Origin of the sequence: Ochrobactrum sp. SFR4, from assembly GCF_019730395.1 — a bacterium.
GTDB lineage: Bacteria > Pseudomonadota > Alphaproteobacteria > Rhizobiales > Rhizobiaceae > Pseudochrobactrum.
Genome location: NZ_JAAPBB010000011.1, coordinates 81605 through 107734 on the forward strand (window position 1 = coordinate 81605; position 26130 = coordinate 107734).

Sequence of the window (26130 nt, forward strand, 5' to 3'; positions counted from 1 at the left end):
CATCTTACATGAAACGACTTGCAGAATATGACTCTGCCGGAATGAACGGTTTTTCTCCCGTCATCAGCTCTGCCAGCAACCGGCCGGATGCTGGCCCCAGTGTCAGACCATGATGGGCATGGCCAAAATTCATCCACAATCCCGGCTTGTTTGGCACCTGACCGATAACCGGACGCATATCCGGCATACAAGGACGCAGGCCCAGCCATGGCTGTGCCTCAACCGGTTTGCCTAATGACGGTAATACTTTACGCGCGCGCTTCTCGGCGCGATCCAGCAGGATACGATTGGCCGGTGCATCCGGCGCAGCAAATTCAATTCCGGTTGTCAGGCGCATACCCTGACGCATCGGCGCCATGACATAACCGCCTTCAACCTCAACAACCGAGTGATTGAGAGTCGTATCATCTTCCATCGAAAAATGCAGATGCGTGCCGCGCTTAACCGCCATTGGCAGTTTGATGCCAGCCTGCTGGTAGATCAGATGTGACTGCGGCCCCAAAGCTACGACAACATTGCGTGCTGTGACCTGCTCAGATGCACGGACAGACCAGCCATCACTCTGCTGCTGCAAAGTTGCAGCATCGCCATGCAGAAACACGCCGCCGCGCTGTGTAAACAAAGCTGCATAGGCCTTGACCAGCCCCGCTGGATCGCTCACCGTTTTCGGGTCGAGCCAATGAACAGCACCGGCAATATTGCGCATGGATGGTTCTGTTGCTGCAAAACCGGTACTGTCGAGCACTTTATAATTCAGACCAAAGCGATCCAGCGATGGCAGGTTTTTCACAAAAGCATCGAAAACCTGCTCACTGCAAAACGCCTCCAGCCAGCCTTTGTCCTGCACCAGATTCTGACAACCAGCCTGTTCAATCAGAAAATCATGTTCAGTCACGCTGGCTTCCACAAGCGGCAGCATGTCAGCCGTTGCTTTTGCCAGGCCGGCCGGTGAAGAATGACGCCAGAACTGAAACAGCCATGGTGCCAGCTTCGGCATATAGGCCAGATCATAACGCACATCTGTACGGTTATTCAGCCCGTATTTAATCAGATTGGCGAGCCCGCGCGGAAATGAATAAGGAATAACACTGGAGCGTTCAATCAAACCGGCATTGCCATAACTCGTCCCCTCACCTGGGTCTTTTTTGTCAATCAGACAAACGGCATGTCCGCGAGCCTGCAAGTGGAGGGCAGTGCTGACACCAATAATGCCTGCACCCAGAATGATTGTATCGAATTTACGCATGTTATGGCCGGATAATACGGGTCATGACTACAGGCCGGAACGTTTCGACCAACAGCTTGCCACGAAGGAACAGGATTAAGACAATGAGCGCGCAAGGCTGCGCGCTCATCAAATGGTTTTAACAACCGCTGCAATCAATAAATATCGAAGTCGAAATACTTCTTCATAATCTTGTCATAGGTACCATTTTTGCGGATACCGTCAATTGCCGCATTGAACTGGGCTTTTAGATCATCATTACCCTGCTTCAAAGCAATGCCGGTTTCTGTTTGTGTGCCCGGCACATCTTCCAGAATATGGCAGCAGCTTCCGGCTTCAGTCTTCAGCCAGTCAACGACAGGGAATTTGTCGGAGATCATTGCATCCAGACGGCCGGTCTTCAGATCCGCATTGGCTTCATCGGCGCTCACATAGAGTTTAACCTCAGCACCGGCTTTAGCCAGCACATCTTCCGCGTAAATCGCCTGTGTTGTGCCGCCCTGCGCACCAATTGTTTTGCCGGAGAAGCTTTCCGGCTTCACATCTTTAATCGGGCTGTCTTTTGGAACCGCAACAGCCAAAGGGGTGGAGTAATATTTATTGGTAAAGTCGATCTGTTTCTTGCGCTCTTCGGTAATGCTCATCGATGCGATAACCGCATCAAATTTGCCTGCCTGCAAGCCCGGAATCATACCATCCCAATCATTGGCAACGAGGGTGCACTTGGCTTTCATTTCTTCGCAAAGAGCATTGGCGATATCAACGTCAAAGCCCTTCAGCGAACCGTCAGCATCAACAAAGTTGAACGGAGGATAAGCACCTTCAGTGGCGATACGGATTTCTTTCCATTCTTTTGCGCCCGCCGATGTCGCAATAGCAGCCAGTACCAGACCGGCGAATAAAACTGATTTACGCATAGTTCCCTCATTATGTCGTGAAAATCATTCTCCGCGGGCAGCTAAACAGAAAAACGGGGCAAAGGAAAGCCCTTGCCCCGTTTCTCATTTCATCAAGATATTCTGAATACGCATCATGTAGATACGTATTCATCCCGCCATTAAGCGTAAACTTTACCGAAGCGGTTTGCGAGGAACTTATCCAGCGCAATATCTTCCTGCTTCATGAAGCCCTGTGCAGGGATGCTGCCGTCAGCAAGCATATCAACTACAGCGCAGATAGCGGAAGCAGTGGTAACCTGAATACCGGTCATTTCCAGACCATCCTGAGTCTGGTTGTAAACCTTATTCGCATAAGTTTCCTGAGTCAGGCGACCGTCTTTGTAGCCGGTTACGGTTACGAAGATAACGATAACATCCTGCTGGGTGCCCGGAACTGCGGTTTCAAGAATATCCTTGAATACATCGCGGCGGTGACGCAGGCCGAGGTCGTTCAGCAGAGTTTTGAAGATGTCGCAATGGCCAGGGTAACGGATGGTGCGGTAGTTCAGGGTGCGAACTTTACCTTCGAGAGTTTCAGCCAGAGTGCCGAGACCACCGGAAGTGTTGAAAGCTTCGTACTGAACGCCTTCGAGCGAGAATTCTTCGCGCTCTTCCATAGCAGGAACCAGTGTCAGCTTGCCGTTTACGATGGCTTCACATGGCTCGATATATTCGTTGATAACGCCGTCCGTGCTCCATGTCAGGTTATAAGTGATGGAGTTGGTCGGGAACTGTGGCAGAGCGCCGACGCGCATGCCGATGGATTCCAGCTTGTCGAATTTCTTGGCCAGATCGTAAGCAACGATCGAGATGAAGCCCGGAGCCAGACCGCACTGTGGAATGAAAGCGGTTTTAGCGGTTTTCGCCAGTTCTTTAACGTGGCGTGTGCTTGCAACGTCTTCAGTCAGGTCGAGGTAATGAACGCCGGCTTTTGCAGCTGCATCAGCAATACGGATTGTCATCTGGTAAGGTGCAGCGCTGAGAACAGCAAATTTACCGGCCAGAACAGCTGCCAGTGCGCTTTCATCAGCAATATCAACAACCTTCGTTGTGATGTTCTTTTTGCCGGCAAGCGCTTTCAGCTGCTCTTCCGCACGGTCTGTTACCGTTACATTATAATCACCGGTGTTACCCAGAAGCTGTGCAATTGTTACACCGATCTTACCGGCACCAACGACGACGACGTCTTTCATGACTGACCCTTTATTATATTGCCTGAGTGCCACTGCCTGTGCTTGCGCAACAAGAAAAATGTAACACTTTAATAATACTGTATTATTTCCGGGAGGTTTGATTCAGTCCCGAGAAATGATGGCATAGAGTCGCAGAATTTTCGTCAAAAAGAAGTATCTAAAATGACGGAATGACGCTATATATTTGAACGAAGTGACGTTAACGAGGTTCAAAATGACGACGAAAGCCGATATGGCCCTGATTGCTCTTTTACGCGAGAATGCCCGCGCATCGACAGCAACTCTTGCCAGACGGCTCGGCGTTTCCCGTACAACGGTTCAGAGCCGTATCGACCGGCTGGAAAAACGCGGCATCATTACCGGCTATACCGTTAAACTGTCTTCAGAACATGAAAGCCATCTGGTGCGCGCGCATGTACTGGTTACAGCCCTGCCGAAATTTTCACCAAAGGTTGAGATCGGTCTCAAAACCATGATGTCTGTGCGATCCGTTCATTCGATCAGCGGCAATTTTGATATGATTGTTATTGTTGAAGCGCCATCAATCGGTGAGCTCGACAGTGTGCTCGATCAGATCGGTGCACTGGAAGGTGTTGAACGCACCATGTCTTCTATTATTCTCTCTACACGTATTGAGCGGTGAAGTCATTTCAGACCCGTTAAACCGGATCAGTTTCCCTCAGTCCTGCATAGCTATGCGCGCTGCCCTCAAAAAAGCAGGTCTTATCTGAATTTCAGGGGGATTGTGACCGCTTCAGGGCTGCACTGAGCGCTTTTGCGGCAAGTTTTTCACTTAAAATGATGATTATGACAATTTAATGCCTGACGGAGCGTTTTCCCAATCCGAATAAGCAACGCTGCTATGCAAATTTGTCTCTGCTCATTTCGGATCATTAGGGCTATATACAACTCAACAAACAACGACATAAAATTTTCTAGGTGAGAAACATGAACCTGATCCGCTCTTACAACAACTGGCGCCGTTACCGCAGCACAGTAAACGAACTGAACCGCCTCTCAACCCGCGAACTGAACGATCTCGGCATCCTGCCTGCAGAAATTCCGTTTGTAGCTCGCAAGGCAGCTCAGCGCTAATAAGAATTACAGAGATATCAAACCTGAGCCTCCCTCCTCCTCCCAACTCAGGTTTGATCGAAGACCGGTCTCCCTCCTCCCAACCGGTCATTCATCGTAACGCCCGATGCTCCTCCCAGCATCGGGCGTTTACTTTTTTAGCAACCTGAATTTGCTGATCTTCAACACTCAAAGATGGATATAGGCAAAGCCCTGTATTTGCAGATATGCAAGTTCTGCAACGCCGCTTGGCACCACATCATCCTCTGAAAGACGATACAGGCTTTTAATATCGAGATTACGCGCGCGCATAGTATTGGCGCAGGCCAGAAAACGAACACCCTGTTCGCATAAATTATCAAAACGCTTTTTTAGATTATCATCGGCTTCCGCAATCTGAAACAGATCCAGACCCGCGCCGTGGCAGACAACACGGATGGTAAAAGCCGGTTTTGATTTACACCCCGCAGATAAAGCCTGCACATGATTGGTCAGGGATGTGAGTAATGCCGCCATATAGGCTTTTGTTTCATCTGGGGCGGCATTTATATAAGCACCATTATTATGGTAAACGACCCGCTGTTCGCCGGACTTGCTATAGCGATTATGTGTCAGCGGATCACTCATCATAAAACTCCGGTCAAAGAACCACGACTTTCAAGCCATTCGCGCTTACAGGCAATATTGGCAGTACCAGTAAATTTCAGAGCGATTTTATACCAAAGGGTAGTAAAACCGCGCTGCCTTGTTATTTCGCCGCTTTCTCACGGGCGCGGGCATCAGCCACTGCCATTTTGAATCCGTTATAATCCAGTGCCATTGCCCGGAACGGGCCGATCAGATGCGTTGGCGTGCCTTCAACACCGATCGATTCCGCCTGCGACATGACACGTTTCAGCTGCGCAGTGATTTTACCGTTGTTTTTGTTCAGATCAGCCTGCAATTGCTGCATATCAATACCGGAGGCTTTAACCGCGTCGAGCATCATTTTTTTAGACACTTTACCGCCCGGAATTGACATCAGTGCTTTATGAACGACTTCATATTTACCCTGATATTGCGCTGCCAGTGCCAGCTGGGAGCCATAGACCGACGATTCCGTCAGGATCGGCCACTCTTTATAAACAAGACGAATATTCCCGTCTTCTTTGACAATACGCGCCAGATCAACACCGGATTTTTTGCAGTAAATGCAGTTATAATCGGTGAAAACGACAATGGTCAGATCGCCTTTGGGATTGCCGCCGGCAGGCGCTTCCGGATCATAGAGAATCCCGTTGACATCAACCTCCTGTGCAAACGCATCATGCTTGCTGCTCAGCAGAAAAGCAGTGCTCAGCGTAATACCGGATGAGAGTTGAAGGAACTGGCGGCGTTGCATACGCTTCTCCTGTAAGGCAATAGGTAAATAAGGTTGGGGCGGCTCAGAGGCCGAGCGCCTGAAGACGATTGTCCAGCTTGTCCGGTGTCAACTCGCCAATGATGCGATTTTGCGTTTGTTCTTTTGCAGTTTGTGCCTCAAGGAACATCAGCGTTGGTGGTCCGACAACGTTAAAACGCTGCATCAGATCACGGCTGGCATCATTATAATCGGTGATATCCGCTTTAATCAGCGTGAGATTGCCCAAACGGCCTGCATATTCCGGCTTTTTCATCACTTTTTCATTAGTCTTACAGGTTGTGCACCAGTCTGCCGTGAAATCCACCAGCACCGGTTTACCTGTCGCAATCGCCTGATTGAGTACCTGATCATATTCAGCCGAAGTTTTAACAATCCTGACCGGCTGAGTCGTTGCAGTCTGTGCAATCTGTTGGGTGCTGCCCTGTAAAAAGCCCAATGGTTGCCACGGATCCGTTGAACCGCCTGCAAAACCGACCATCAGTAAGGTGCCGTAGATCAGAGCGGCAATACCGGTAGTTTTTTCAAGGCGCATCCATGCGGTGCTTTTAGCGTTCAGGCGGTCAAACACACCGAGGAAAACACCGCAAGCCAATGCTGTGAGCGCCAGCAACAACATTGCATTTTCATCAGAGAGCAGGCGCAGGATCATGTAGATCGCCAGTCCCAGAAAGACGACGCCGAAAATCTGTTTGATTGTGTTAAGCCACGGGCCGGATTTCGGCAGATATTTTGCGCCAAATGTACCAAAAACAATCAGCGGTACACCCATGCCCAGTCCCAGAGCGAACAGAGCAGATGCACCGCGTACCGCATCACCGGTCTGCGCAACATAGAGCAATGCAGCGGCAAGCGGCGGGGTCACACAAGGCCCGACAATCAGCGCAGAACCAAAACCTAACACCAGAGCGCCGCTGATCGCGCCGCCTTTGCCGGATGTGTTGCGGCTGAAGAAACTTGTCCAGCCTTGCGGCAGTTGCAATTCATAATAACCGAACATTGAAAAAGCGAGTGCGACAAACACCAATGCCATAAACCCAAGCGCATAAGGTGTTTGCAAAGCGGCCTGCAAATTATAGCCGGACCAGGATGCGGCAAAGCCAAGCACGGCATAGGCTGCAGCCATCGCTACGACATAAGCCGACGACAAAACAAAGCCGCGGCCGGATGACAGTTTTTCACCGGATTTTGCCAGCATTCCTGAGAGGATCGGAATCATCGGGAAAACACAGGGCGTCAGCGCCAGAAGCAAACCAAAACCAAAGAACCCGGCCAGCATGAAGGCGAAATTGGAACCAAGCCATGCCGTTACTTCTTCCGTGCTGACATCGGTGAGGCTTGCAATCAATCCGGTTTCAGCCGGTGCTGCGGTTTCCTGCGCAGGTGCGGTATCATCGGTCAGTGACAAATCAGGTGCAGCAAGTTCCGTTTGTGACAGGCCTCCCAGACCCAGTGCCACTTTGGAAAGCGCCAGTGTTTGCAGATCAAGCGAACGTGTCACCGGCGGATAACAGATACTGTCTTCCTCACAGCCCTGCCAGCGCACCAGAACATGTCCCTCTTTCGGCAGTGCATTTTCAGACACCTGTGCAAAAGCGCGGTTATACAAAACTTCGGTGCGGCCGAAATTCATGTCATCCTTGATGACACCTTCACTGACATCAGCAGGAAGTACTGTGCGGTCCGGTTTTTCGACCTGTATCTTGTCGCGATACATGTAAATTTTAGGCGCAATATTCCATTGGAATTGCAGCGCGTTTTTTTCATCACGCGTGACACTCAGTTGCATAACCTCTTCAGCGGAGCGCATGGTTTGCGCAACAGCCTGAATGCCGGTCACAGGTGTAAAGGCAGCAGATAATACGATGCTGAAAAAAAGCAGACTGAAAAGCTGTCGGTAAAAATGTCGGATCATATTATCCTGCAAAAACTAAAGCATGTCGCAGCTAAATGAATTCATTTAGCGTTCGCGAACATGCGACAAATGAAAGAAGCCAGAGCGAGTGCTATGAGTGCCATTAAACACAACACGCTCTGGAATCTTGTATGCGATACCATAATAAAACACCCGAATATCACACAGATAGGCGGATGCCTGTTATAATGTCCATACTATCTTATGACCTTAAGTCAGCCTTAAGGCAAAAAAGTCAGTCTTGCAGATAATAGACCGCAAAAGTTAAGCGGAACAATATTGATGGTTAAAGTGCATTCCTGAAAGCGGGAATGTTCCGGAGAATAAGATGCGGGTTTTGGTAGTGGAAGATGATCCTGTTTTGTCCAACGGCCTTAAAGTCGGGCTGGGTCTGACAGGCGCAACAGTGGATCAGGTCGCTACCTGTGCAGATGCGCTGGCCGCATTAGCTTGCTCACGCTTTGATGCAATTGTGCTGGATCTGATGCTGCCGGACGGCTCCGGCCTTGATGTTTTGAAGAAAATTCGCGCCGATAAAGATCAGACGCCGGTTTTATTGCTGACAGCGCTGGACGAAACGGCAGACCGTATTACGGGTCTGGACAGCGGTGCTGATGACTATATGGGCAAACCGTTTGATCTGGATGAACTTGCGGCGCGGGTCAGGGCCATTGCACGCCGTGGTGCAGGACGTGCCCGCGCGGTCATGATTGCCGGTCATGTCGAACTCGATCCTTCAAGCCTCAATGCAAAAGTGAAAGGCGAACGGGTACCGCTGTCACGCAGGGAATTTGCCGTATTGGCTGCTTTGATGGAAAGACCCGGAATTATCCGCTCCAAGAGTGATATTGAAGAAAGACTCTATGGCTGGCAGGAGGAAGTGGAAAGCAATACTGTAGAAGTGCATATCCATAATCTGCGCAATAAGGTCGGAAGGGATGCTATTGAAACCGTGCGCGGCCTCGGCTACCGGATGCGGGTAACATAATGACATCTCTGCATAAAAGACTTTTCATCATTCTTGTAACTGCCACAGGCATTATCTGGGCCTGTGCTGTTGCATGGACCTATTTCAACAGCCGCAATGAACTGGAAAAAGTGCTCGACACACGACTGCAGGAAGCCGCACGCATGGTGCATTCCCTGCTCGGCAATGCTTCCACGGGTATGAACACAACCAAAGCCATCAGCCTGCCGCATGAACATGGCAGCTATGAGCGCTATCTTTCCTGCCAGATATGGTCACTGGACGGAGAACTGGTCGGCAGTTCAACAGGCGCTCCTGATATTAAAATCACCGGCAATAGTACCGGTTTTTCCAATGAAATTGTCCAGGGCGAATTATGGCGCGTCTATACAATCGTTGACCCCGCGAAAGGTGTACGGATTATCGTTGCAGACCGGCTGGCATTGCGTGACCGTCTCGTCAGCGATCTGGTCAAAGGGCTTCTTGCCCCTGTTATTCTGATCCTGCCTTTGCTTGGTTTCTTGATCTGGGTCAGTCTCGGCCGTGGTCTGCGGCCGTTGCATGAACTGGCAGATAAAGTCCGGCAAAAAGACGCGGATGATATGCGCCCGTTAGAGGCAGAGAATATCCCCTCTGAGGTCAAACCGCTGGCGGATGCTCTGAACGGGTTGTTTATTAAAGTGGAAGCCGCCCGCCGTCATGAGCGCGAGGTGACTGCTTTTGCCGCTCACGAATTGCGCACACCGCTCGCAGGTCTCAAAACACAGGCGCAGATTGCACTGGCCGCGGCTGATCCGGCCATTAAAGAAGGTGCTTTGCAGCAAATTCTGCTTTCCGTTGACCGCACCACGCGTCTGGTGCGTCAGTTACTGGCGCTTGCGAAGCTGGATTCGGATGCCTCACCGGTTACACCGGAAAAGGTTAATCTCGGACAACTGGTCGAAGAAATTATCGCGCAGAACACTGTCGCCGGTCGCAAAATCAATAATTATATTGATCCGTCTCTGTATGAACACAATTTGCAGACGGATCGCCACAGTCTGACCCTGATCCTGCGTAATATCTATGAAAACGCTACACATTATTCGCCAGCGGAAGAAACCATCCGTTGGGAAAGCCGGAAGAATGGTAGCGGTATTGTGGTACGCGATTGCGGCAATGGTGTTGCAGAAGAGGAAATTGCGCTTCTGACCACCCGTTTCTATCGCGGAAGCAATAAAAGCCAGACCGGTACCGGTCTGGGCCTGACAATTGTAGAAACAGCGGCCAAAAGGCTGGGCATCAGCTTTGCCTTGCGCAACCGCACAGACAGACAAGGTATGGAAGCAGAATTACGCTGGGCGTGAACCTCCGCTTAAGACACAGAAAAGACTGATCCCAGAGCATAATTCCTTAAACCTGGATCAGTTTAAGGTGAAGTTATGCTCCAATTTTAAAGTGTTAGAGTGAGTTTTGTGTGCCAAGTATGGCACACGGCGCTCTAGTCAAAATTAAACTTGCGATACATCTTTTTATTGCGCTTAGGCAGTGAACCCTGTTTATTCCATCCGAAGTTTGTAAAATTACGATCAAAACCAAATAATTTTGGAGCTGACATTAATGAAATATCACAATATCGCGCTTGCCTGCAGCCTGTCCCTGCTTGCCGCAATGCCGGCTTTAGCAGCCTCAGAGAAATCGCTGTTCAATGCGGATGATGTTAATCGCGATGTTGTACCGGCCGGCACACCGGCCGCATTTGAGGTTGCTTTCCCGAATGCGCAATTCAGCGAAGCAAAGCGCAAAATCGGTAAAAACACCTTCAGCTTTGTTCCTTTAGCATTCATTCCCCTCTCCGACACTCAGGTTGCACTGGTCAGCACCGGCGCCAGCGACTGCACCAGTCAGGCATGTTCAGGCTCAAACAGTGTGCATTATCTGGAGCATTCCGCAGGAGAGCCACAATATCCGTTTACGCTTAAAGGCGAGTGGCTCAATGTCGGTATGAGCGGCGTTATGGGTAATCCCGCAAGCCGCTGGGGCTGGAGCAAAGATATTGCGGACGCACCGGTTCTCTACACTGAAGCAGGCGGGACATGGCAGGGACGCTCCTGTACATTTGCTATCCTGACAGAACTCACCGCCAAAGAACCTGTCGAGATCGCGCGTATCCCGCTGCATATGTCCGATGCCAGCAGTGAAGATAAAGCCGTCAGCTTTGATGGTGAGATTGTTGCAGCAGACAAAGGTCAGAGTATCACCGTTTCTTACAGCGGATCAGAGAACTTTCAGGAAACCTACAAACGCGGTGCTGACGGGCGTTTCCAACTCGAAGGCAAAAGCCGCGTTCCTGAATGCTAATCTCTGCACTCATTTTCAGTCACAATATTGCTAAAAGGCAAATAAATGTTTGAAAAATCGTCTCAAATTCTTCGCTCTGTCATTCTGGTTGCAGGCGTCATGGCGGCCGGTGCTGCCGCCGCTGAAAAACCGGCATCACCGGAATGGGCTGTAAAAGCAATCAGCGCCTTGTCGGATGCAGACCTTGTGGTAACCTCGGCAGCCGGTAAAGCTTTTTTGGAAAAACTGAAACCTGAAGGGGTCACTGCCTGTGATGCGCCTATTGAAAATCGTCCGGATTTCGACAAGCTGTGCTCGTGGGCTTTAAACAATGAAGAGTCAGACTTCGATATTCTGCTCGGCATCAAAGACGATAAAATTGTAAGCTTTGTTTCTTCTTTCACACCGGAGAAAGATGACGTTTGGACCTGCGAAGCTACGAAGAAAGACGTACCGGAAAGCGACCTGAAAACCTGCAACATCCGCTCTGCGGATGAGAAAAGCCGGCAACATTGGGCAGAAAGCTGGGAAAGCTTTCTCAATTCCATTAATTAATTTTGTGGCTATCAAATGAAACAGGAAACAGGAAGCGATCTTATATTTCGCTTCCTGAATATAATGAATAAATCTCGAAAGACAACGACAGAATTAGCTACAGCTAAAATCCAATTTCAAATTATAAAATTTTAAAGAATTCTTCTTATACTTGTATATAGTTTACTTCTGCTTCAAAAATGTGCTTTAAGCGCATCGCATCTCACCTTGAAAGGATAATCAGTGAACCGGACAGGCAGAACTATCCTGTTTACGCTGATTTTCCTGCTGTTCTGGGTCACAGTGACACCATTTACAGATTTACGTGATCCTACGGTTCTGTTTGCGGAAGAACAGGGCAACAGCCTTCAGCAAATTATTTCCCTTTCCCTGTTTTTCATCGCATGCCTGTTTTTGCTGGCAAATTGGCATCTCGCGCTGAAAATGCTCTCGCCTTTACTGATAATCCTGCTGTGCTGGCAGTTCATTACGGTTTTTACATCTGAGTATTCGGACATTGCGTTTCGCCGGTATATTTACAGTATAACGGTCATCGCCATGGCTATGGCATGGGCCATCTTGCCGGAGAATACGCAGCATTTCCAAAGAATGCTGAAATATCTCTGCCTGTTTATCTTGCTGCTGTCTTATTTCGGCGTGATTTTCATGCCGGCAGTATCTATTCATAACACAGCTGAAGTGCTGGAACTCGTGAATGCCGGATCGTGGCGCGGACATTTTGCACATAAAAATATTGCCGGCCCCGCAATGATCGTGCTGATTATTTATAATCTGTATCTGCTGCGAAAAGACGACTTTATGATACCGGCTCTGAATATTGTTCTGGCCGTTATTTTCCTGATTTTCTCCAATAACAAAACCTCAATCGGCCTGATCGCCATTGCTTTACTCGTGGCGCAGTTGATCCGCAGTGTCCGTTTATTGCCGCTGCAATTTCTGATTTTTATTATTCCCGTCGGATTAATGGCCGTCCTGACTGTCGGAACGGTTTTGAACCCGTCGATAGCAGACTTCGTCAGCGGCCTGATCGCAGACCCGACATTTACAGGGCGTACTGATATCTGGAAATTCACCTTCGAACAGATAAGGTTACATCCGTGGATCGGCTTCGGCTACGATACGTTCTGGAATATGTCATATCTGGTAAATGGCGGCTACGAGATAGAGACCTGGGCAGCAAGGGCCGGCCATGCCCATAATGGCTATATTAATCTGATGATGACAACAGGACTGATCGGCGTAGCGCTTTTTGCTGTCTGGATGCTGTTTTGCCCGCTTCTGGATTATCATCGCGCTCAGAAAACCGGTAATGATCCGGCACTCGCTATCATGTATCTGCGCATCTGGGTCTTCATGATGCTCTATGCCAATCTGGAGTCGCCGTTCTTTGCCCCGCGCGGGCAGGTCTGGTTTTCACTGCTGGCAGCGGTTTTTGCCCTGCGCCTTCATGCACGTGTCAAAGCCCGTTAAATCTCAAAAATTCCGCTTCATCTGCTGATTTTCAGCCGCTTTCCGGCCAAATGATGAATAAGCTGCACAATGTGATTACTATTCATCACAAATGATTGTGCTTGTTGTTGACTAAGCTCAATTTTCAAACTGTATTTCTGTGATCTTATATCCGTGGGAGACGGATTAGGAACATGCCGCGAAAAACCGAAAAACGGTTGTTTGATACCGGCATGCAAACAAAGCCGGAGCACTTTGTGCTCCGGACGGCAGTTAACCGTAAACAAGGTGTCCGGGGGGATGCCGGTACGGTTATGGTCACTGCAGGCGAACATTATTGAGGAAATGTCGGCTATGAATCATAAAAATAATCACCGGACAGGCGGAGAGATCCTGATTGATGCTTTGCGCATCAATGGCGTGGACAGAGCTTTCTGCGTACCGGGTGAAAGTTATCTGGCAGCTCTGGATGCATTACATGATGCAAAAGAGGATATTGAGCTGATTGTCTGCCGTCAGGAGGGCGGTGCGACTTATATGGCGGAAGCCTATGGCAAACTCACCGGCAAACCGGGAATTGCATTTGTCACCCGCGGACCGGGGGCAACCAACGCATCTGTAGGTGTGCATACGGCATTTCAGGATTCCACCCCGATGATCCTGTTTATCGGGCAGGTCGCCAGCGATCAGGTTGAACGCGAGGCCTTTCAGGAAGTGGATTATCGCCGCATGTTCGGCCAGATGGCCAAATGGGTGGTACAGATTGACGATGTTACCCGCATTCCGGAATTGGTGTCGCAGGCATTTCACCGTGCAGTCAACGGTCGTCCGGGCCCTGTTGTAGTGGCGCTGCCGGAAGATATGCTGACCGCCCATGCCAGTGTCGCCGATGTTCCGTCCCATAAAAAGATCGAAATCTCTGCAGGTACGGAACAATTGCAGGAACTGGCTGATCTGCTGAAACAGGCAGAGCGTCCTGTGGTCATGCTCGGCGGCAGCGGTTGGAATAAACAGGCTGTAGCCGATGTGGAAGCCTTCTGCGTAGCAAATAATCTGCCGGTAGCAACATCATTCCGCTGTCAGGATCTCTATAATAATGCGCTGGCTAACTATGCTGGTGAACTTGGCACATCGGCAAGCCCGAAACTGATCCAAAGCATTAAAGACAGCGATCTGTTGCTGGTGATCGGCGCACGGATTGGTGAAATGACCAGTGCAGGCTATACAATGGTCAATATTCCGGTGCCAAACCAGAAACTGATCCATGTGCATAGCGGCGCGGAAGAACTGGGACGCGTCTATTACCCTACCCTGCCGATCAATGCGACAATGGCTGCTTTTGCCAAGCAGTTGCACGGTCTTGGCAAGATCGGTTCTGATAAATGGGCATCATGGACAGCTGAGCTGAACAGGAATTACAACGATAATCTGCAACATGCACCAATTCCGGGTGATGTACAGATGGGCGAAATCATGCAGTGGATGCGTGCAAATCTGCCTGAAGATACGATTATGACCACCGGTGCCGGTAACTATACCGCCTGGCCGCATCGTTTTTACCAGTATAAGACATTCCGCACCCAGCTCGGTGCGACCAACGGCTCAATGGGCTATGGTGTGCCGGCAGCGATTGCTGCCAAACTGACTGACCGTGACCGCACTGTCATCGCATTTGCGGGCGACGGCTGCTTCCTGATGAATGGTCAGGAACTGGCAACAGCGATGCAATATGATGCACGCGTGATCTTTATTGTCGTCAATAATGGCATGTATGGCACCATCCGCATGCATCAGGAACGCACCTATCCGGGGCGTGTTTCCGGTACCGGCCTCGCTAATCCTGATTTTTCAGCGCTGGCACAAGCCTATGGTCTGCATGGTGAAACAGTTGCAGCCACGGACGAATTTGTACCGGCTTTTGAACGTTGTGTTGCCTCCGGTAAACCGGCGCTGATTGAAATCCGGATTGATCAGGAAGCGATCACACCGAAAATGAGTCTGAGCGCGATGCGTGAACAGGCTCTGGCCGCGCAAAAAGGCTGACCTGTCTTTATCCGGCTTAGTAATTGCCCCCTCCCCTTCCGACAAGAAGGGGAGGGGGCAATTTTTTTAAGGGTCTTTTTATCAAAGCCCTCCCCTCTTTGAGAGACTAGAGCGGTTTACGTCCAGATTGGATCATAGCGCTCGCTCTAGATTCTTTATTTGGTCGCATTATCACTGCCGTCAAGTTGATCCAACTTGACTGTAAAATGCTCTAGAGCATGTCGCGGAAAAGTGGGCACCGGTTTTCTGGTAACGACATGCGTAAAAAACAAAGAGATAGAGTGAGTGTAGCGGATACAATTAAACGCGACACGTTCTAGATATCTTTCATCAGGCGCAGCGCATCATAAATCGCGGCATGGGTGTTGCGTGCGGCAACAGCATCGCCGATACGATAGAGCTGATAGCGGCCGCTCTCGTTTTTATCGGCTTGCTGTACGTTTCCGGCGATCAGATCATCATAATTGACTGATCCCAGATTTCTGGACTGCGGTTTGAGCTCAAAATACAAATCATCCAGCGGTCTTGTACCGTGATTAATCACAATCTGATCATGATCTTGCTGTTTATCCACGCCGCCATAATCGCTCCCGATATGTGCCGTGAGGCTATTGCCGTTTCGGGAAACTCTATCAAGACGATAGGTCACGGTGAAAGTTACACCGTCTTTCTGCAGACTCCGCATATAAGGCACGAGGTTCATCGCCATGATTTCCGGCGCAAAACTGCGGTCAGGTGTCATAACCTCCACTTTTGCCCCTGCTTTTGCCAGCATTTCTGCCGCCTGCAAGGCCGCATGATCGCCCGCATCGTCAAAAATCAGCACATTGCTGCCCGCTTTGACATCACCGGAGAGAATATCCCATGCGGAAACAACAAGATCATTGCCCTCAGGAAGCATTTCAACATGCGGCATACCACCGGTGGCAATAATCACGACATCAGGGTTTTCGGCATCAATTTCTGCCTGCTCTGCCCATGTATTGAAACGGAATTGCACACCGAAGCGTTCGCATTGCGCTAGTCGCCAGTCAATAATGCTGATCATCTCACGACGGCGCGGTGATTGTGCTGTAAGACGGATTTGCCCACCTGCCCTGTCAGCGGCTTCAAAAACCACGACCTCATGGCCACGCTCACCGGCAACACGGGCTGCCTCCATACCGGCAGGTCCCGCACCGACAATAACAATCTTCTTCCGTACCGGTGCTTTGCTGATCGTGTGCGGCATGGTCAGTTCACGCCCTGTCGCCGGATTATGGATGCAATAGGCTGCACCGCCCTGATAAATCCTGTCGAGGCAATAATTTGCACCGACACAAGGGCGGATATCTTCTTCCCTGCCCTCAATAATTTTACGTACAATATGCGGATCAGTCATATGCGCGCGGGTCATTCCCACCATGTCGAGTTTGCCGGAGGCAATAGCATGGCGCGCTGTTGCAACATCCGGAATCTTAGCTGCGTGAAAAGTCGGGAAGTTCGTGGCCGCACGAATTTCTCCGGCAAAATCCAGATGCGGAGAGCCGGCCATACCCTGAATAGGAATAAGATCCGTCATTGCCGGATCAGTATCAATATGACCGCGCACCACATTGAGAAAATCAATCATACCGCTGTCTTTAAGGCGGCGGGAAATTTCGATCCCCTCTTCTGCCCCGTGTCCGCCTTCCATCATCTCATCACCGGTGTAGCGAATACCGACAATAAATTCCGACCCCACCCGTTTGCGGATTTCTGTCAGCACATCAAAGGTAAAGCGCAGACGATTATCCAATGAGCCGCCATAGGCATTGTCGAGATCGTTGGTTACCGGTGACCAGAACTGCTGGATCAGGTGGCCATAAGCCTGCAATTCAATACCATCGAGACCAGCTGCTTGCATGCGCTCTGCCGCATCACCAAAGTCTTTGATAATCCGTTCAATATCCCAGTCTTCGAGACGTTTCGGAAAAGCGCGATGTGCCCCTTCCCGCTCATGAGACGGGGTGACAGCTGGCAACCAGTCACCTTTATCCCAGCGGGTACGTCGGCCAAGATGTGTGAGCTGGATCATCACCGCCGCGCCGTGCTCATGGCATTCATCAGCTAAGGCCTTCATCCACGGCACAACTTCATCTTTATAAGCAAGCACATTATTGAAAACCGGCGGACTGTCACGCGAAACAGTTGCCGATCCCGCTGTCATTGTCAGTGCCACACCAGCCTTTGCGCGTTCCACGTGATAGGCGCGATAGGCATCTTTTGGCATACCATCCTCAGGATAAGCAGGCTCATGGGATGTTGTGATAATACGGTTGCGAAGCCGCAAATGTTTAAGCTGATATGGCTGTAAGAGCGGATCATTATGCATGGTATTCCCCTTTTTTGAGGAAGCCTAATTAAAATGTACATTACTGTCAATTTTATATACAGCAGTGTACATTTTATCGCAGGTACAGTAACCTTATAAAATAGGCAGGCGATAAATATCTGATTAAACAGAATTTTACTCTGTGCGGGAGAACAGATGACAACAATTGCAACGGATACAGACAGCGGCTGGCGTGGTTCCAAAGAACTTTGGCTGGGCGCTGCTTATCAGGTATTGCTGGAAAGCGGGGTTGATAATGTCCGGATTCTGACGCTGGCCAAAATGCTGAAATTATCACGCACCAGTTTCTACTGGTTTTTTAAAGACCGCGAGGCCTTACTTGAAGCGCTGTTGCAGCTTTGGCAGGAAAAGAACACCACTGCCCTGCTCCGGCAGGCCGGTACAGATGCACAAAGCCTGAGCGAAGCCACCCTCAACTTGTTTGACTGCTGGCTTGATCGCGATGTTTTTGACAGCAGCTTCGAACATGCTGTGCGCAGTTGGGGTGTACAGTCACCTGCTGTCGCGCTGGCTTTAAGTGAAGCTGACGCTACCCGGCTTGAAGCCATCAAATCCATGTTTATTCGTCACGGTTGTGAGCCTCTGCTGGCGGATGTCCGCTCAAGAGCACTTTATCTGACCCAGATCGGTTATATCAGCCTCAATACAAATGAGGATGTAGCAGTACGAATGCAGCGTGTGCCGTCTTATGTCGCAATATTCTCCGGCACCCTGCCCTCTGCCCGTGAGCTTGATCAGTTTCATCAGCGCCATTCTTACAGACATCACCTGTAACAGATTTGGCGCTGCCGGCATTATCTGCTATCAGAACAATCGCAATATACGCTCCGTTTAAAACGATGCGCATTGCCAGACAGCATTCATCCGCAGAAATTGAGACGCCATGTTTACGCTAGCAAAACGAGAAGTTTTTGAGCAGGAAATCAAACGAAGCCGTTTTCTTGCCATTGCACTTCCCGTTGCAGATGAAGAGGCTGCAAAAGATTTCATTGCGCGTGAATCTTATAGTGATGCCAATCATAATTGCTGGGCGTGGCGTATGGGGCAAAATTATCGTTTCAATGATGATGGTGAGCCAAGCGGCACAGCGGGCAAACCAATCCTGCAAGCTATTGACGGATTGGAACTCGATAATGTTGTGGTGCTGGTCACGCGATGGTTTGGCGGAACATTGCTTGGCAGCGGCGGTCTGATCCGTGCTTATGGTGGCACCGCAGCTTTATGTCTGCGCGCTTCCGAGCTGATTGAGATTATCCCCACTCAGACAAGTTATATCCGCGCACATTTTTCAGAGCTGGCTTTAATTAAAGCGCGCCTTTCAGGTATCGAACATCTGACAATCACATCAGAGGAATTTCACAATACCGGAGCGGATTTGCGCCTGGAAATTCCGTCACAGCAAAAAGACACAGTGCTGCGTATGCTCACAGATATAACGGCAGGCAGAATTCAGATTGCTGACAAGGCAGAAGATCTGAGTTTCTAAAACCGGTCAATCGTGTTGACAGCTGTCAACCGGATCACAGGTCAGGCGCAACTGCAATCTGACAAGCATTCAAAACCACCAGCATTCTCAGCCCGTCACTCACATAAAAACATCCCAAAACAGATATTTCATATTAGATGCGAGAAAGCCTTTATACTTTCCGGGCAATGAAAACTGCGTTGCAGATCGGTTAATATTCGTTAACTATAAATAATTTGACTTTCCTTGCAGGATTTTACACTCTTCTAACGAAAAATTACAAAATCTTGCCGGTTTACCGTTACTCGCCATCGCATCTGTTATTTGCGTTTTCCAGTGTTGATTTAAGCACTTGCGTTAACAGATTAGTAATTTTGTCCGAATCGTAGCATGATGGGCAAAGAAAAGCAGTGGTTTATGACTATACACGGCCAGTGCGCATAAAGGTTGAATAAATTGACGACGAATTGGGCAGATATTGTTGCTGATGCACAGCAGCATTTGGCAAGCACAAGCAAAGCCGCAAATGCGCCTTTGGCGGCAGACCGCGCGATAGCTGCGGATGCAGAGCTTTTATCTGCACAGTTACAGGCAATGCGCGAGCGTCTGTTTGCTCCTGCATCCAACAAGATCCTGCGCAAATTCAGCAGCAGTGAAGCAGCCAAGCTTATTGGCGTTTCCGACAGCTATCTGCGTCAGCTATCCATTGCAGGCGAAGGTCCGCAGCCGGAAACCGGCTCCGGCGGACGCCGTCTCTATACGCTGGAAGATATTAATGCGCTGCGCCATTTGCTGACCGAGCAAAATGCCAATAAGAGCCGCAACTATCTGCCATGGCGCGACGAAGAACGTGGGGAGCATCTGCAGGTCATTGCTGTCACCAATTTCAAGGGCGGCTCAGGCAAAACCACAACCACCACCCATCTGGCGCAGCATCTGGCTCTGTCCGGCCTGCGCGTCTTGGCGGTTGATCTCGATCCGCAGGCATCCATGTCTGCATTGTTCGGTTATCAGCCTGAACTGGATCTCAGCGGTAATGATACCCTCTATGGTGCTATCCGTTATGATGAGGCACAGCGCCCTCTGCGCGATATTATCCGCAAAACCTATTTTGACGGTCTCGATCTTGTGCCGGGCAATCTGGAACTGCAGGAATTTGAACATACCACACCGCGTGTTCTCGCAGAGCGTCGCGGCCCTGCCGCAGATATGTTCTTCACCCGTGTTCAGGCTGCTTTGCAATCGGTTGCGGACGATTATGACGTCGTTGTTTTGGACTGCCCGCCTCAACTCGGCTTCCTGACTTTGTCTGCACTATGTGCAGCAACATCAGTGATTGTCACCGTGCATCCGCAGATGCTCGATGTTGCTTCCATGAGCCAGTTTCTGTTCATGACCTCCGATTTGCTCTCAGTGGTACGTGAGGCCGGCGGATCTCTCAATTTCGACTTTCTGCGCTACCTGATTACACGTTATGAGCCAAATGACGGTCCGCAAGCGCAAATCGCAGGTTTTCTGCGCGCCCAGTTTGGTGAACGTGTGCTCACAGCACCAATGGTCAAATCAACAGCTGTTTCCGATGCGGGCCTGACCAAACAAACACTTTACGAGGTTGGCCGTGAAAATTTCAGCCGTGTTACTTATGACAGGGCGATGGAGTCGTTGACAGCTGTCAACGGTGAGATTGAAGCACTGATCTATTCCGCCTGGAACCGTCCGGCGAGGGGAGGCAAGGCATGAACAGCTCAAGCCGCAAAAATCAGCTGAAAGCTCTGTTCGGTGCGCCTTTACCGGCAGCAACTGAGCAACAAATCCCTGAAATTTCAGTCTCATCATCACAAACCGAAGCTCCGGCATCAATGCCGGAAAAAGCACCCGATCCGCTTGTACGTCCCTCAGCCAGCCGTTCCGGTGCCGTCAAAGCTATGGGTTTGTCTCTGGCTGATATGTCGCGTGAACTCGAGAATGCCAAGCAACTCTCTGACAGCCTTGCCAAAGGCGATCAGGTTGTTGAACTAGATGCCTCCCTGATTGATGCTTCTTTTGTTGAGGATCGCCTGACCCGTCAGGAAACCGATGATCCGGAGTTTCTCACTCTGGTGCAAAGCCTGCATCAGCATGGCCAGCAAGTACCTATTCTGGTACGTCCGCATCCCGATCATGCAGGGCGTTTTCAGGCCGCCTATGGTCACCGCCGTATGCGTGCTGCAGCCCGTCTCGGATTACCGGTAAAAGCACTCATCAAACCTCTGACAGATGCAGAACTTGTTCTTGCCCAAGGTAAAGAAAACAGCGAGCGCCGTGATCTGTCTTTCATTGAACGTGCTTTATTTGCTCAGGCTTTAGTTGAACGCGGTTTTGAACGATCAACTGTTCAGGATGCACTGTCGCTGCATAAAGCGGAAATGACACGTTTCCTGCAGGTTGCAGCAGCCATTCCGGAACTGATCATCCGTGCAATCGGCCCTGCACCAAAAGTCGGAAGACCCCGCTGGATGCAGCTGGCAGATATTTTACGCGATAAGTTACAGCTCAAACAAGCGCAGCGCATTATCACTGAAAACGACTTCAAGAATGCTGAAACGGATCTCCGCTTTCAGCATCTGCTGCAGAAGCTCACAGTGACTGAGAAACAGGAGCCCGGCAAACCGGCAGAACAAAAGCTGCAAACACGCAATGGCGAAAGTCTGGGCCTGTTACGCTTACAACAGGGCAGGGCGCAGTTTGATCTGCAACGCCACGATGCGGAAGGTTTTGCCGAATATCTGGCCGGTGAAATGGCTGAACTTTATGAAAGATTTCAGCAGACGAAAAACGGATAAATCTATCCCCGTCTTTTCTCTGTGCGTTAGTAATGCGTATCAGGCGTTGCAAATAATTTCAGAAGTAACAGACTGAAATTATCAACAACATAAATGAAGGAACCACACGGTTTATGGAGTGAGAAGGGCGCTACCAGATCAAAAGCCCCGAAAACGACAAAACCAGTTTTAACAGATAGGAAAAAACGGCAAGAAAAAAGGCCCCCTGAACGTTACCGAACCGGAAGCCCTCTTTCGATGTAGCAATTAGAGAGAATCACTTTCGCGATCAAAAGTCAAGAGTCGGCAATGTTCCGGCAGTGTTTTTGCTTGCCTCAAATGAGGTAACAAATGACTGAGCATTTTGCGACGTCCCCGTTTGGCGGGCGAATGATGAATGCTGCGCATTTTCTGAGTTACGAAAAACTTCGGCAACAACAGAAAGAATTGCGTCAGAAACAGAGTGAAACTGAGCAGGATCATCACAGCATTGATCGCTGGAAGCTGTTGCGTGCTTTAACAGAAGCCCGTGAAGCCTATCAGCTGTCTTCGCGCACGATTGCTGTTCTCGAAGCTCTGCTGAGTTTCTACCCCGATAAAATACTCGACAACCGTGTCGCGCTGATCGTCTTTCCGTCCAATCACGAGCTTTCCATGCGCTTGCGCGGAATGTCAGCACCGACAATCCGCCGGCATATTGCCATTCTGGTTGAACTTGGTTTCATTTTGCGCCGTGACAGCCCCAATGGTAAGCGTTTTGTACGCCGTGACAGCAATGGTGGAATTGCCATGGCCTTCGGCTTTGACCTGTCACCACTGACATTTAAAGCAGCAGAAATTGAAACCCATGCTACTGAATTGCGTGAACAGGCACGTATCCGGCAGCAATTGCGTTTCAACATTACCATTCATCTCCGGGATATTTCCAAAACCATTCTGGCTGCCCTCAGTGAGGGACGAGCAGGGGACTGGAATGCTCTTTATGATCAGTTACAGGCACTTTCCGGCCGCGTTGAACGCAACGGAACGCTTGATAATTTAGGAAAACGCGAACAGGCTTTGAGCATTTTGCGCCATAACGTGGAAAATCTTTATCTTTCAAAGGTTTCAGAACAAAAAATGAGCGGCAATGTATGCGAAAATGAGCACCACATTCAGAATTCAAATATAGAATCTTTTGATAACAAACAGGTTCAAAAGCACGAAAACAATAAACCGGAGCCAATATCAAAAAATATGCGACGAAACCCTGATTTATATACTCGGACACTAACCCCTGATCTTCAGGAAATTTTACAACATTGTCCGCAAATCAGCCATTACGCACAGCATGGTATTCATCAATGGCGTGATTTAATCCTTACAGCAGGGCATATTCGTTCGATGCTCGGGATTACAGCTTCTGCATGGCAAAAGGCTTGTGAAATTATGGGAGAGATCAATGCAGCGATTACACTTGCAGCAATCCTTGAACGCTCAGATAAAATACGCTCTGCCGGTGGATATTTGCGAAAATTAACCCAGCAGGCAGAACACGGCCAATATTGCGTAAAACCGACTTTACGCGCCTTATCAAATACAAAGCACTAGAATAATGACCATGGTACCGACACACTCCGTTTTTATAACAGCAGCACGTTCAAACTCTTGTGCGCAACATAAATTCTTATTTGCCTGAAGACGGATAAGGCATAGAGACAATCTGCATCACACACAGGCATAAAGAAGTTAAACTCATGGCAGAAAATCAGACCCGTTCACCCGGATCAAAACACAAGAAAATCGTGCTGATTTCTCTGATTGCCGCTCTGCTAATCACCGGCCTGAGCGCTCTTGGTATCTGGCAGGTCAAGCGTTTAAGCTGGAAACATGATCTGATTGCCCGTGTCGAGCAAAATATCAATGCGGCCCCTGTGTCAGCCCCCGATATAAATACATGGCAAAATGCTGATAAGAAAGCTTATGAATATCGCGCTGTAACGCTCTCCGGTCATTATCTCAATGATAAGGAAATTGCCGTCGGTGCACTGACAGAGCGGGGCTCCGGCTATTGGATTGTCACGCCTTTTCTGCGCGATAACGGCGAGACCGTCTTTATCAATCGCGGTTATGTTGCAAGTGCCAGGCGCGATCCTGTGAACCGCACAAGCGGTCAGATTGAAGACGAAACAACAGTCACCGGCCTGCTACGCCTGACAGAGCCGAAAGGCTTTTTCCTACGCCAGAATGAGCCGGAAAAGAATATCTGGTATGCCCGCGATATTGAGGCTTTTACTAAACATGCTGATGTGAAGAATGTGCCGGATTACTTCATTGATGTGAATGGTGCGCAAAACCGTGCCGACCGGCCTGAAGGCGGTCTGACAGTGGTTAAATTTGCAGACAATCATCTGGTCTATGCACTGACGTGGTTTTCACTGGCATTGATGGTTTTAGGCATGGCCATCTTCCTGATCCGGTATGAAGGCAAACCCAAATCGGAAGACGATGATTAAATTATATAATAATATCAATTAGTTAAATATAACTCCCCCGCTGACAAGAAAAGCAGGGGAGTTATCAATAAACCCTGTTATTTAATCAGGCGGGCTTCACCGACATCAGCAGCACTCTCTGACAGGCCGTATTGTTTGAGAATTTCAATCATACGACCGGATTTATGCAGCTCTTTGACTACATCATCAGCAGCAGCAAGCAGATCCGGATTGTTCTTGGAAAGCGGCAGACCGGCCTGCGCCGGATAGACAGAGCTTTGTACACGCTCGTCTTTTTCTGAAACTTTAATCTGAACATCTTTCAGCGCACCGCCTTGCTGCGCGGCAGTACCCACGGCAACACCATCGATAGCGATTTCGATACGACCGGCTTCCAGATCCTGATAAAGCGCAACATAGTTGTTATAGAGGCTGAGTTTATCGCCGAGAATGGCTTTCAGCTCATTGACCCAGAGATAGCCCTGTACGGTTCCGACATTGCGGCCTTCAAGCTGGGCTACTGTGGTTACGCCTTCCTTGGAATAGAGACCCATCTGATCGAGATAGAGCGGAGCGGAAAGATTGACCACTTTCTGACGCTCATCGGTGCGGTAATAATTGCCGATAGCAATATCTGCACGACCGGAAACAACAAACGGAATGGCTGTTGCATATTCAACCGGTGCGATTTTGATTTTCAGGCATTCTTTGGCAGCAATTTCCTTGACGATTTCACCATCCACCCCGCTGAGATCGCTCTCGCCTTTAGGAATGGAGAAGGGCGGGAAAGTCGGCGCTGCAATGGTCAGATAACCGGCTTCAACAGTAGTGATTTTATGCTGCGGCGTACAATCCTGTGCAAAAGCAGCACCTGCCAGAAAAGTGCTGCTAAGACCGGCAGCTAGTGTGAGTGCAAAAAACTTATTCATGATTTCCCCTTTTTATTGTTTATTTAATGCTGCGCACGGGCTTCGATGACGCCGACAATCAGCGTCGCCGGAATGCAAATGAGCAGGTAGAGAAGACCAGCCAGTATCAGGGCTGGCAGGTATTGGAATGTATTGGTTCCAATTTCATAGGCGCGGGCTGTCAGCTCCGGCAGGGCAATGGCAAAACACAACGAAGTGGTCTGGAAAATCAGGATCGCAAAGCCGAGCAAAGCCGGAATAGCGATACGCAGACCTTGGGGCACAACGATAAAGCGCATCATATCCAGCGGTGTCAGACCGATCGCCTGCGCTGCCTCACGCTGTCCTGCGGGGACAGATTGCAGACCGGCACGGATGATCTCACTGGTATAGGCACCGGTTGTCCAGCTCAGAGCCACAATACTGGCCGACCAGGAGGTCAGTGTCAGACCGGCAGAAGGCAGGCCGAAATAGGCAAATTGCAGCAGAACCAGTGATGGTGCGCCACGCCCCACTTCAACCAGTGTCAGTGCTGCCCAACGTGTCGGTTTTGCATTTGACATCACCCCGAGTGACAGAAAAAAGCCCAGCGGAATACCGATCAGCAGGCTCATGCCGGTGATAATCAGGCTGATACGCAGACCACTGAGCATTTGCGGCAGCCAGTTATGAAATTGTTCCGCCAAAACCGGGATCATCGGGACACCTTCTTTCGCATGCGTGCATCAATCTCGCGCGACATCCATGCAACCGGCAGGCTGAGGGCGATATAGAGCAGGGCGACAAAACTGAAGACCTCAAGACCGCGATAGGTCGCCATGGATGACTGGTTGGCATAGAAGGTCATTTCAGAAACGCCGATTGTTGAGGCAATCGCAGAATCTTTCAAAAGACCAATGGCATAGGTTGCCATTGCCGGCAGGGCGACGCGGATGAGCTGCGGCATGATCACATTGGACTTGTCCCGTTTTATTTCCGCCTCTTTATCTCGTTTCGGCGGTTATCTGTTCGAATTGAGCGGGCGATATTCC

General features: G+C 49.8%; 24 protein-coding genes. 14 read left to right on the top strand and 10 right to left on the bottom strand.

Annotated elements, in window-relative coordinates:
• Positions 1–4 precede the first annotated feature (4 nt).
• From HBA93_RS13670 to HBA93_RS13680, 3 genes are all read right to left on the bottom strand, one after another.
• Positions 5–1246, bottom strand: coding sequence for an NAD(P)/FAD-dependent oxidoreductase (locus HBA93_RS13670; RefSeq protein ID WP_221723639.1), 1242 nt, complete (start codon positions 1244–1246; stop codon positions 5–7).
• A gap of 134 nt (positions 1247–1380) precedes the next feature.
• Positions 1381–2142, bottom strand: coding sequence for an ABC transporter substrate-binding protein (locus HBA93_RS13675; protein WP_121993277.1), 762 nt, complete (start codon positions 2140–2142; stop codon positions 1381–1383).
• A gap of 140 nt (positions 2143–2282) precedes the next feature.
• Entirely contained in the window at positions 2283–3356 is a 1074-nt protein-coding gene (locus HBA93_RS13680; protein ID WP_121993278.1) for a saccharopine dehydrogenase family protein, read from the bottom strand.
• Positions 3357–3570: 214 nt separating this feature from the next.
• Between HBA93_RS13680 and HBA93_RS13685 the strand changes: the two genes are divergently transcribed.
• Entirely contained in the window at positions 3571–3999 is a 429-nt protein-coding gene (locus HBA93_RS13685; RefSeq protein ID WP_121993279.1) for an Lrp/AsnC family transcriptional regulator, read from the top strand.
• Positions 4000–4304: 305 nt separating this feature from the next.
• Positions 4305–4451 carry a DUF1127 domain-containing protein gene (locus HBA93_RS13690; protein WP_075656864.1) on the top strand — a complete coding sequence of 49 codons (147 nt, stop codon included), beginning with the start codon at positions 4305–4307 and terminating at the stop codon, positions 4449–4451.
• Positions 4452–4619: 168 nt separating this feature from the next.
• Here HBA93_RS13690 and HBA93_RS13695 read toward each other — a convergent pair whose 3' ends face one another.
• The 3 genes from HBA93_RS13695 to dsbD all read right to left on the bottom strand — a co-directional run bounded on the left by HBA93_RS13695 (position 4620) and on the right by dsbD (position 7744).
• Positions 4620–5057 (bottom strand): DsrE family protein, encoded by a 438-nt coding sequence (locus HBA93_RS13695; RefSeq protein ID WP_286201933.1) that lies wholly within the window; start codon positions 5055–5057, stop codon positions 4620–4622.
• Between the two features lie 121 nt (positions 5058–5178).
• The gene (locus HBA93_RS13700; protein WP_221723641.1) at positions 5179–5811 is read right to left on the bottom strand and encodes a DsbA family protein; all 633 of its coding nucleotides are present in this window, start codon (positions 5809–5811) and stop codon (positions 5179–5181) included.
• A 43-nt stretch (positions 5812–5854) separates the two neighbouring features.
• Complete coding sequence (gene dsbD, locus HBA93_RS13705) at positions 5855–7744, bottom strand: protein-disulfide reductase DsbD (protein WP_221723642.1); 1890 nt, start codon at positions 7742–7744, stop codon at positions 5855–5857.
• A 328-nt stretch (positions 7745–8072) separates the two neighbouring features.
• On the opposite strand from dsbD, the gene HBA93_RS13710 reads away from it, so the two are divergent.
• The 6 genes from HBA93_RS13710 (at position 8073) to HBA93_RS13735 (ending at position 15077) form a co-directional block, all read left to right on the top strand.
• Positions 8073–8732 (top strand): response regulator, encoded by a 660-nt coding sequence (locus tag HBA93_RS13710; RefSeq protein ID WP_022711559.1) that lies wholly within the window; start codon positions 8073–8075, stop codon positions 8730–8732.
• Positions 8732–10057, top strand: coding sequence for an ATP-binding protein (locus tag HBA93_RS13715; protein WP_221723643.1), 1326 nt, complete (start codon positions 8732–8734; stop codon positions 10055–10057). The genes HBA93_RS13710 and HBA93_RS13715 overlap by 1 nt, the downstream gene beginning before the upstream one ends.
• Positions 10058–10310: 253 nt before the next feature.
• Positions 10311–11051 carry a hypothetical protein gene (locus HBA93_RS13720; protein ID WP_221723644.1) on the top strand — a complete coding sequence of 247 codons (741 nt, stop codon included), beginning with the start codon at positions 10311–10313 and terminating at the stop codon, positions 11049–11051.
• Positions 11052–11096: 45 nt separating this feature from the next.
• Complete coding sequence (locus tag HBA93_RS13725; RefSeq protein ID WP_221723645.1) at positions 11097–11585, top strand: hypothetical protein; 489 nt, start codon at positions 11097–11099, stop codon at positions 11583–11585.
• 222 nt (positions 11586–11807) lie between these two features.
• Positions 11808–13055, top strand: a complete 1248-nt coding sequence (locus HBA93_RS24535; RefSeq protein WP_121993286.1) for an O-antigen ligase family protein — start codon at positions 11808–11810, stop codon at positions 13053–13055.
• 333 nt (positions 13056–13388) lie between these two features.
• Entirely contained in the window at positions 13389–15077 is a 1689-nt protein-coding gene (locus HBA93_RS13735) for a thiamine pyrophosphate-binding protein (RefSeq protein WP_221723646.1), read from the top strand.
• Positions 15078–15393: 316 nt separating this feature from the next.
• Here HBA93_RS13735 and HBA93_RS13740 read toward each other — a convergent pair whose 3' ends face one another.
• Entirely contained in the window at positions 15394–17430 is a 2037-nt protein-coding gene (locus HBA93_RS13740; protein WP_221723647.1) for an NADH:flavin oxidoreductase, read from the bottom strand.
• A gap of 156 nt (positions 17431–17586) precedes the next feature.
• On the opposite strand from HBA93_RS13740, the gene HBA93_RS13745 reads away from it, so the two are divergent.
• From HBA93_RS13745 to HBA93_RS13770, 6 genes are all read left to right on the top strand, one after another.
• Positions 17587–18225 carry a TetR/AcrR family transcriptional regulator gene (locus HBA93_RS13745; RefSeq protein ID WP_122093169.1) on the top strand — a complete coding sequence of 213 codons (639 nt, stop codon included), beginning with the start codon at positions 17587–17589 and terminating at the stop codon, positions 18223–18225.
• Between the two features lie 109 nt (positions 18226–18334).
• Complete coding sequence (locus HBA93_RS13750; protein WP_221723648.1) at positions 18335–18937, top strand: IMPACT family protein; 603 nt, start codon at positions 18335–18337, stop codon at positions 18935–18937.
• A gap of 480 nt (positions 18938–19417) precedes the next feature.
• A complete protein-coding gene (gene repA / locus HBA93_RS13755; protein WP_286201937.1) occupies positions 19418–20656 on the top strand; it encodes a plasmid partitioning protein RepA in 1239 nt (412 codons plus the stop codon).
• Positions 20653–21738 (top strand): plasmid partitioning protein RepB, encoded by a 1086-nt coding sequence (gene repB, locus HBA93_RS13760; protein WP_221723649.1) that lies wholly within the window; start codon positions 20653–20655, stop codon positions 21736–21738. Before repA ends, repB begins: the two co-directional genes overlap by 4 nt.
• 330 nt (positions 21739–22068) lie before the next feature.
• Positions 22069–23307: a plasmid replication protein RepC gene (gene repC / locus HBA93_RS13765; RefSeq protein WP_221723650.1), complete on the top strand. Its 1239-nt coding sequence runs from the start codon at positions 22069–22071 to the stop codon at positions 23305–23307.
• A 146-nt stretch (positions 23308–23453) separates the two neighbouring features.
• Positions 23454–24212, top strand: coding sequence for an SURF1 family protein (locus HBA93_RS13770; RefSeq protein WP_221723651.1), 759 nt, complete (start codon positions 23454–23456; stop codon positions 24210–24212).
• A 77-nt stretch (positions 24213–24289) separates the two neighbouring features.
• Here the strand turns inward: HBA93_RS13770 and HBA93_RS13775 are convergent, their stop codons facing one another.
• The 3 genes from HBA93_RS13775 to HBA93_RS13785 are packed head-to-tail and all read right to left on the bottom strand — an operon-like array spanning position 24290 to position 26045.
• Positions 24290–25120 carry a substrate-binding periplasmic protein gene (locus HBA93_RS13775; protein WP_221723652.1) on the bottom strand — a complete coding sequence of 277 codons (831 nt, stop codon included), beginning with the start codon at positions 25118–25120 and terminating at the stop codon, positions 24290–24292.
• Positions 25121–25143: 23 nt separating this feature from the next.
• Complete coding sequence (locus HBA93_RS13780; RefSeq protein ID WP_221723653.1) at positions 25144–25797, bottom strand: amino acid ABC transporter permease; 654 nt, start codon at positions 25795–25797, stop codon at positions 25144–25146.
• Complete coding sequence (locus HBA93_RS13785; protein ID WP_286201938.1) at positions 25794–26045, bottom strand: ABC transporter permease subunit; 252 nt, start codon at positions 26043–26045, stop codon at positions 25794–25796. The genes HBA93_RS13780 and HBA93_RS13785 overlap by 4 nt, the downstream gene beginning before the upstream one ends.
• Between the last annotated feature and the right edge of the window lie 85 nt (positions 26046–26130).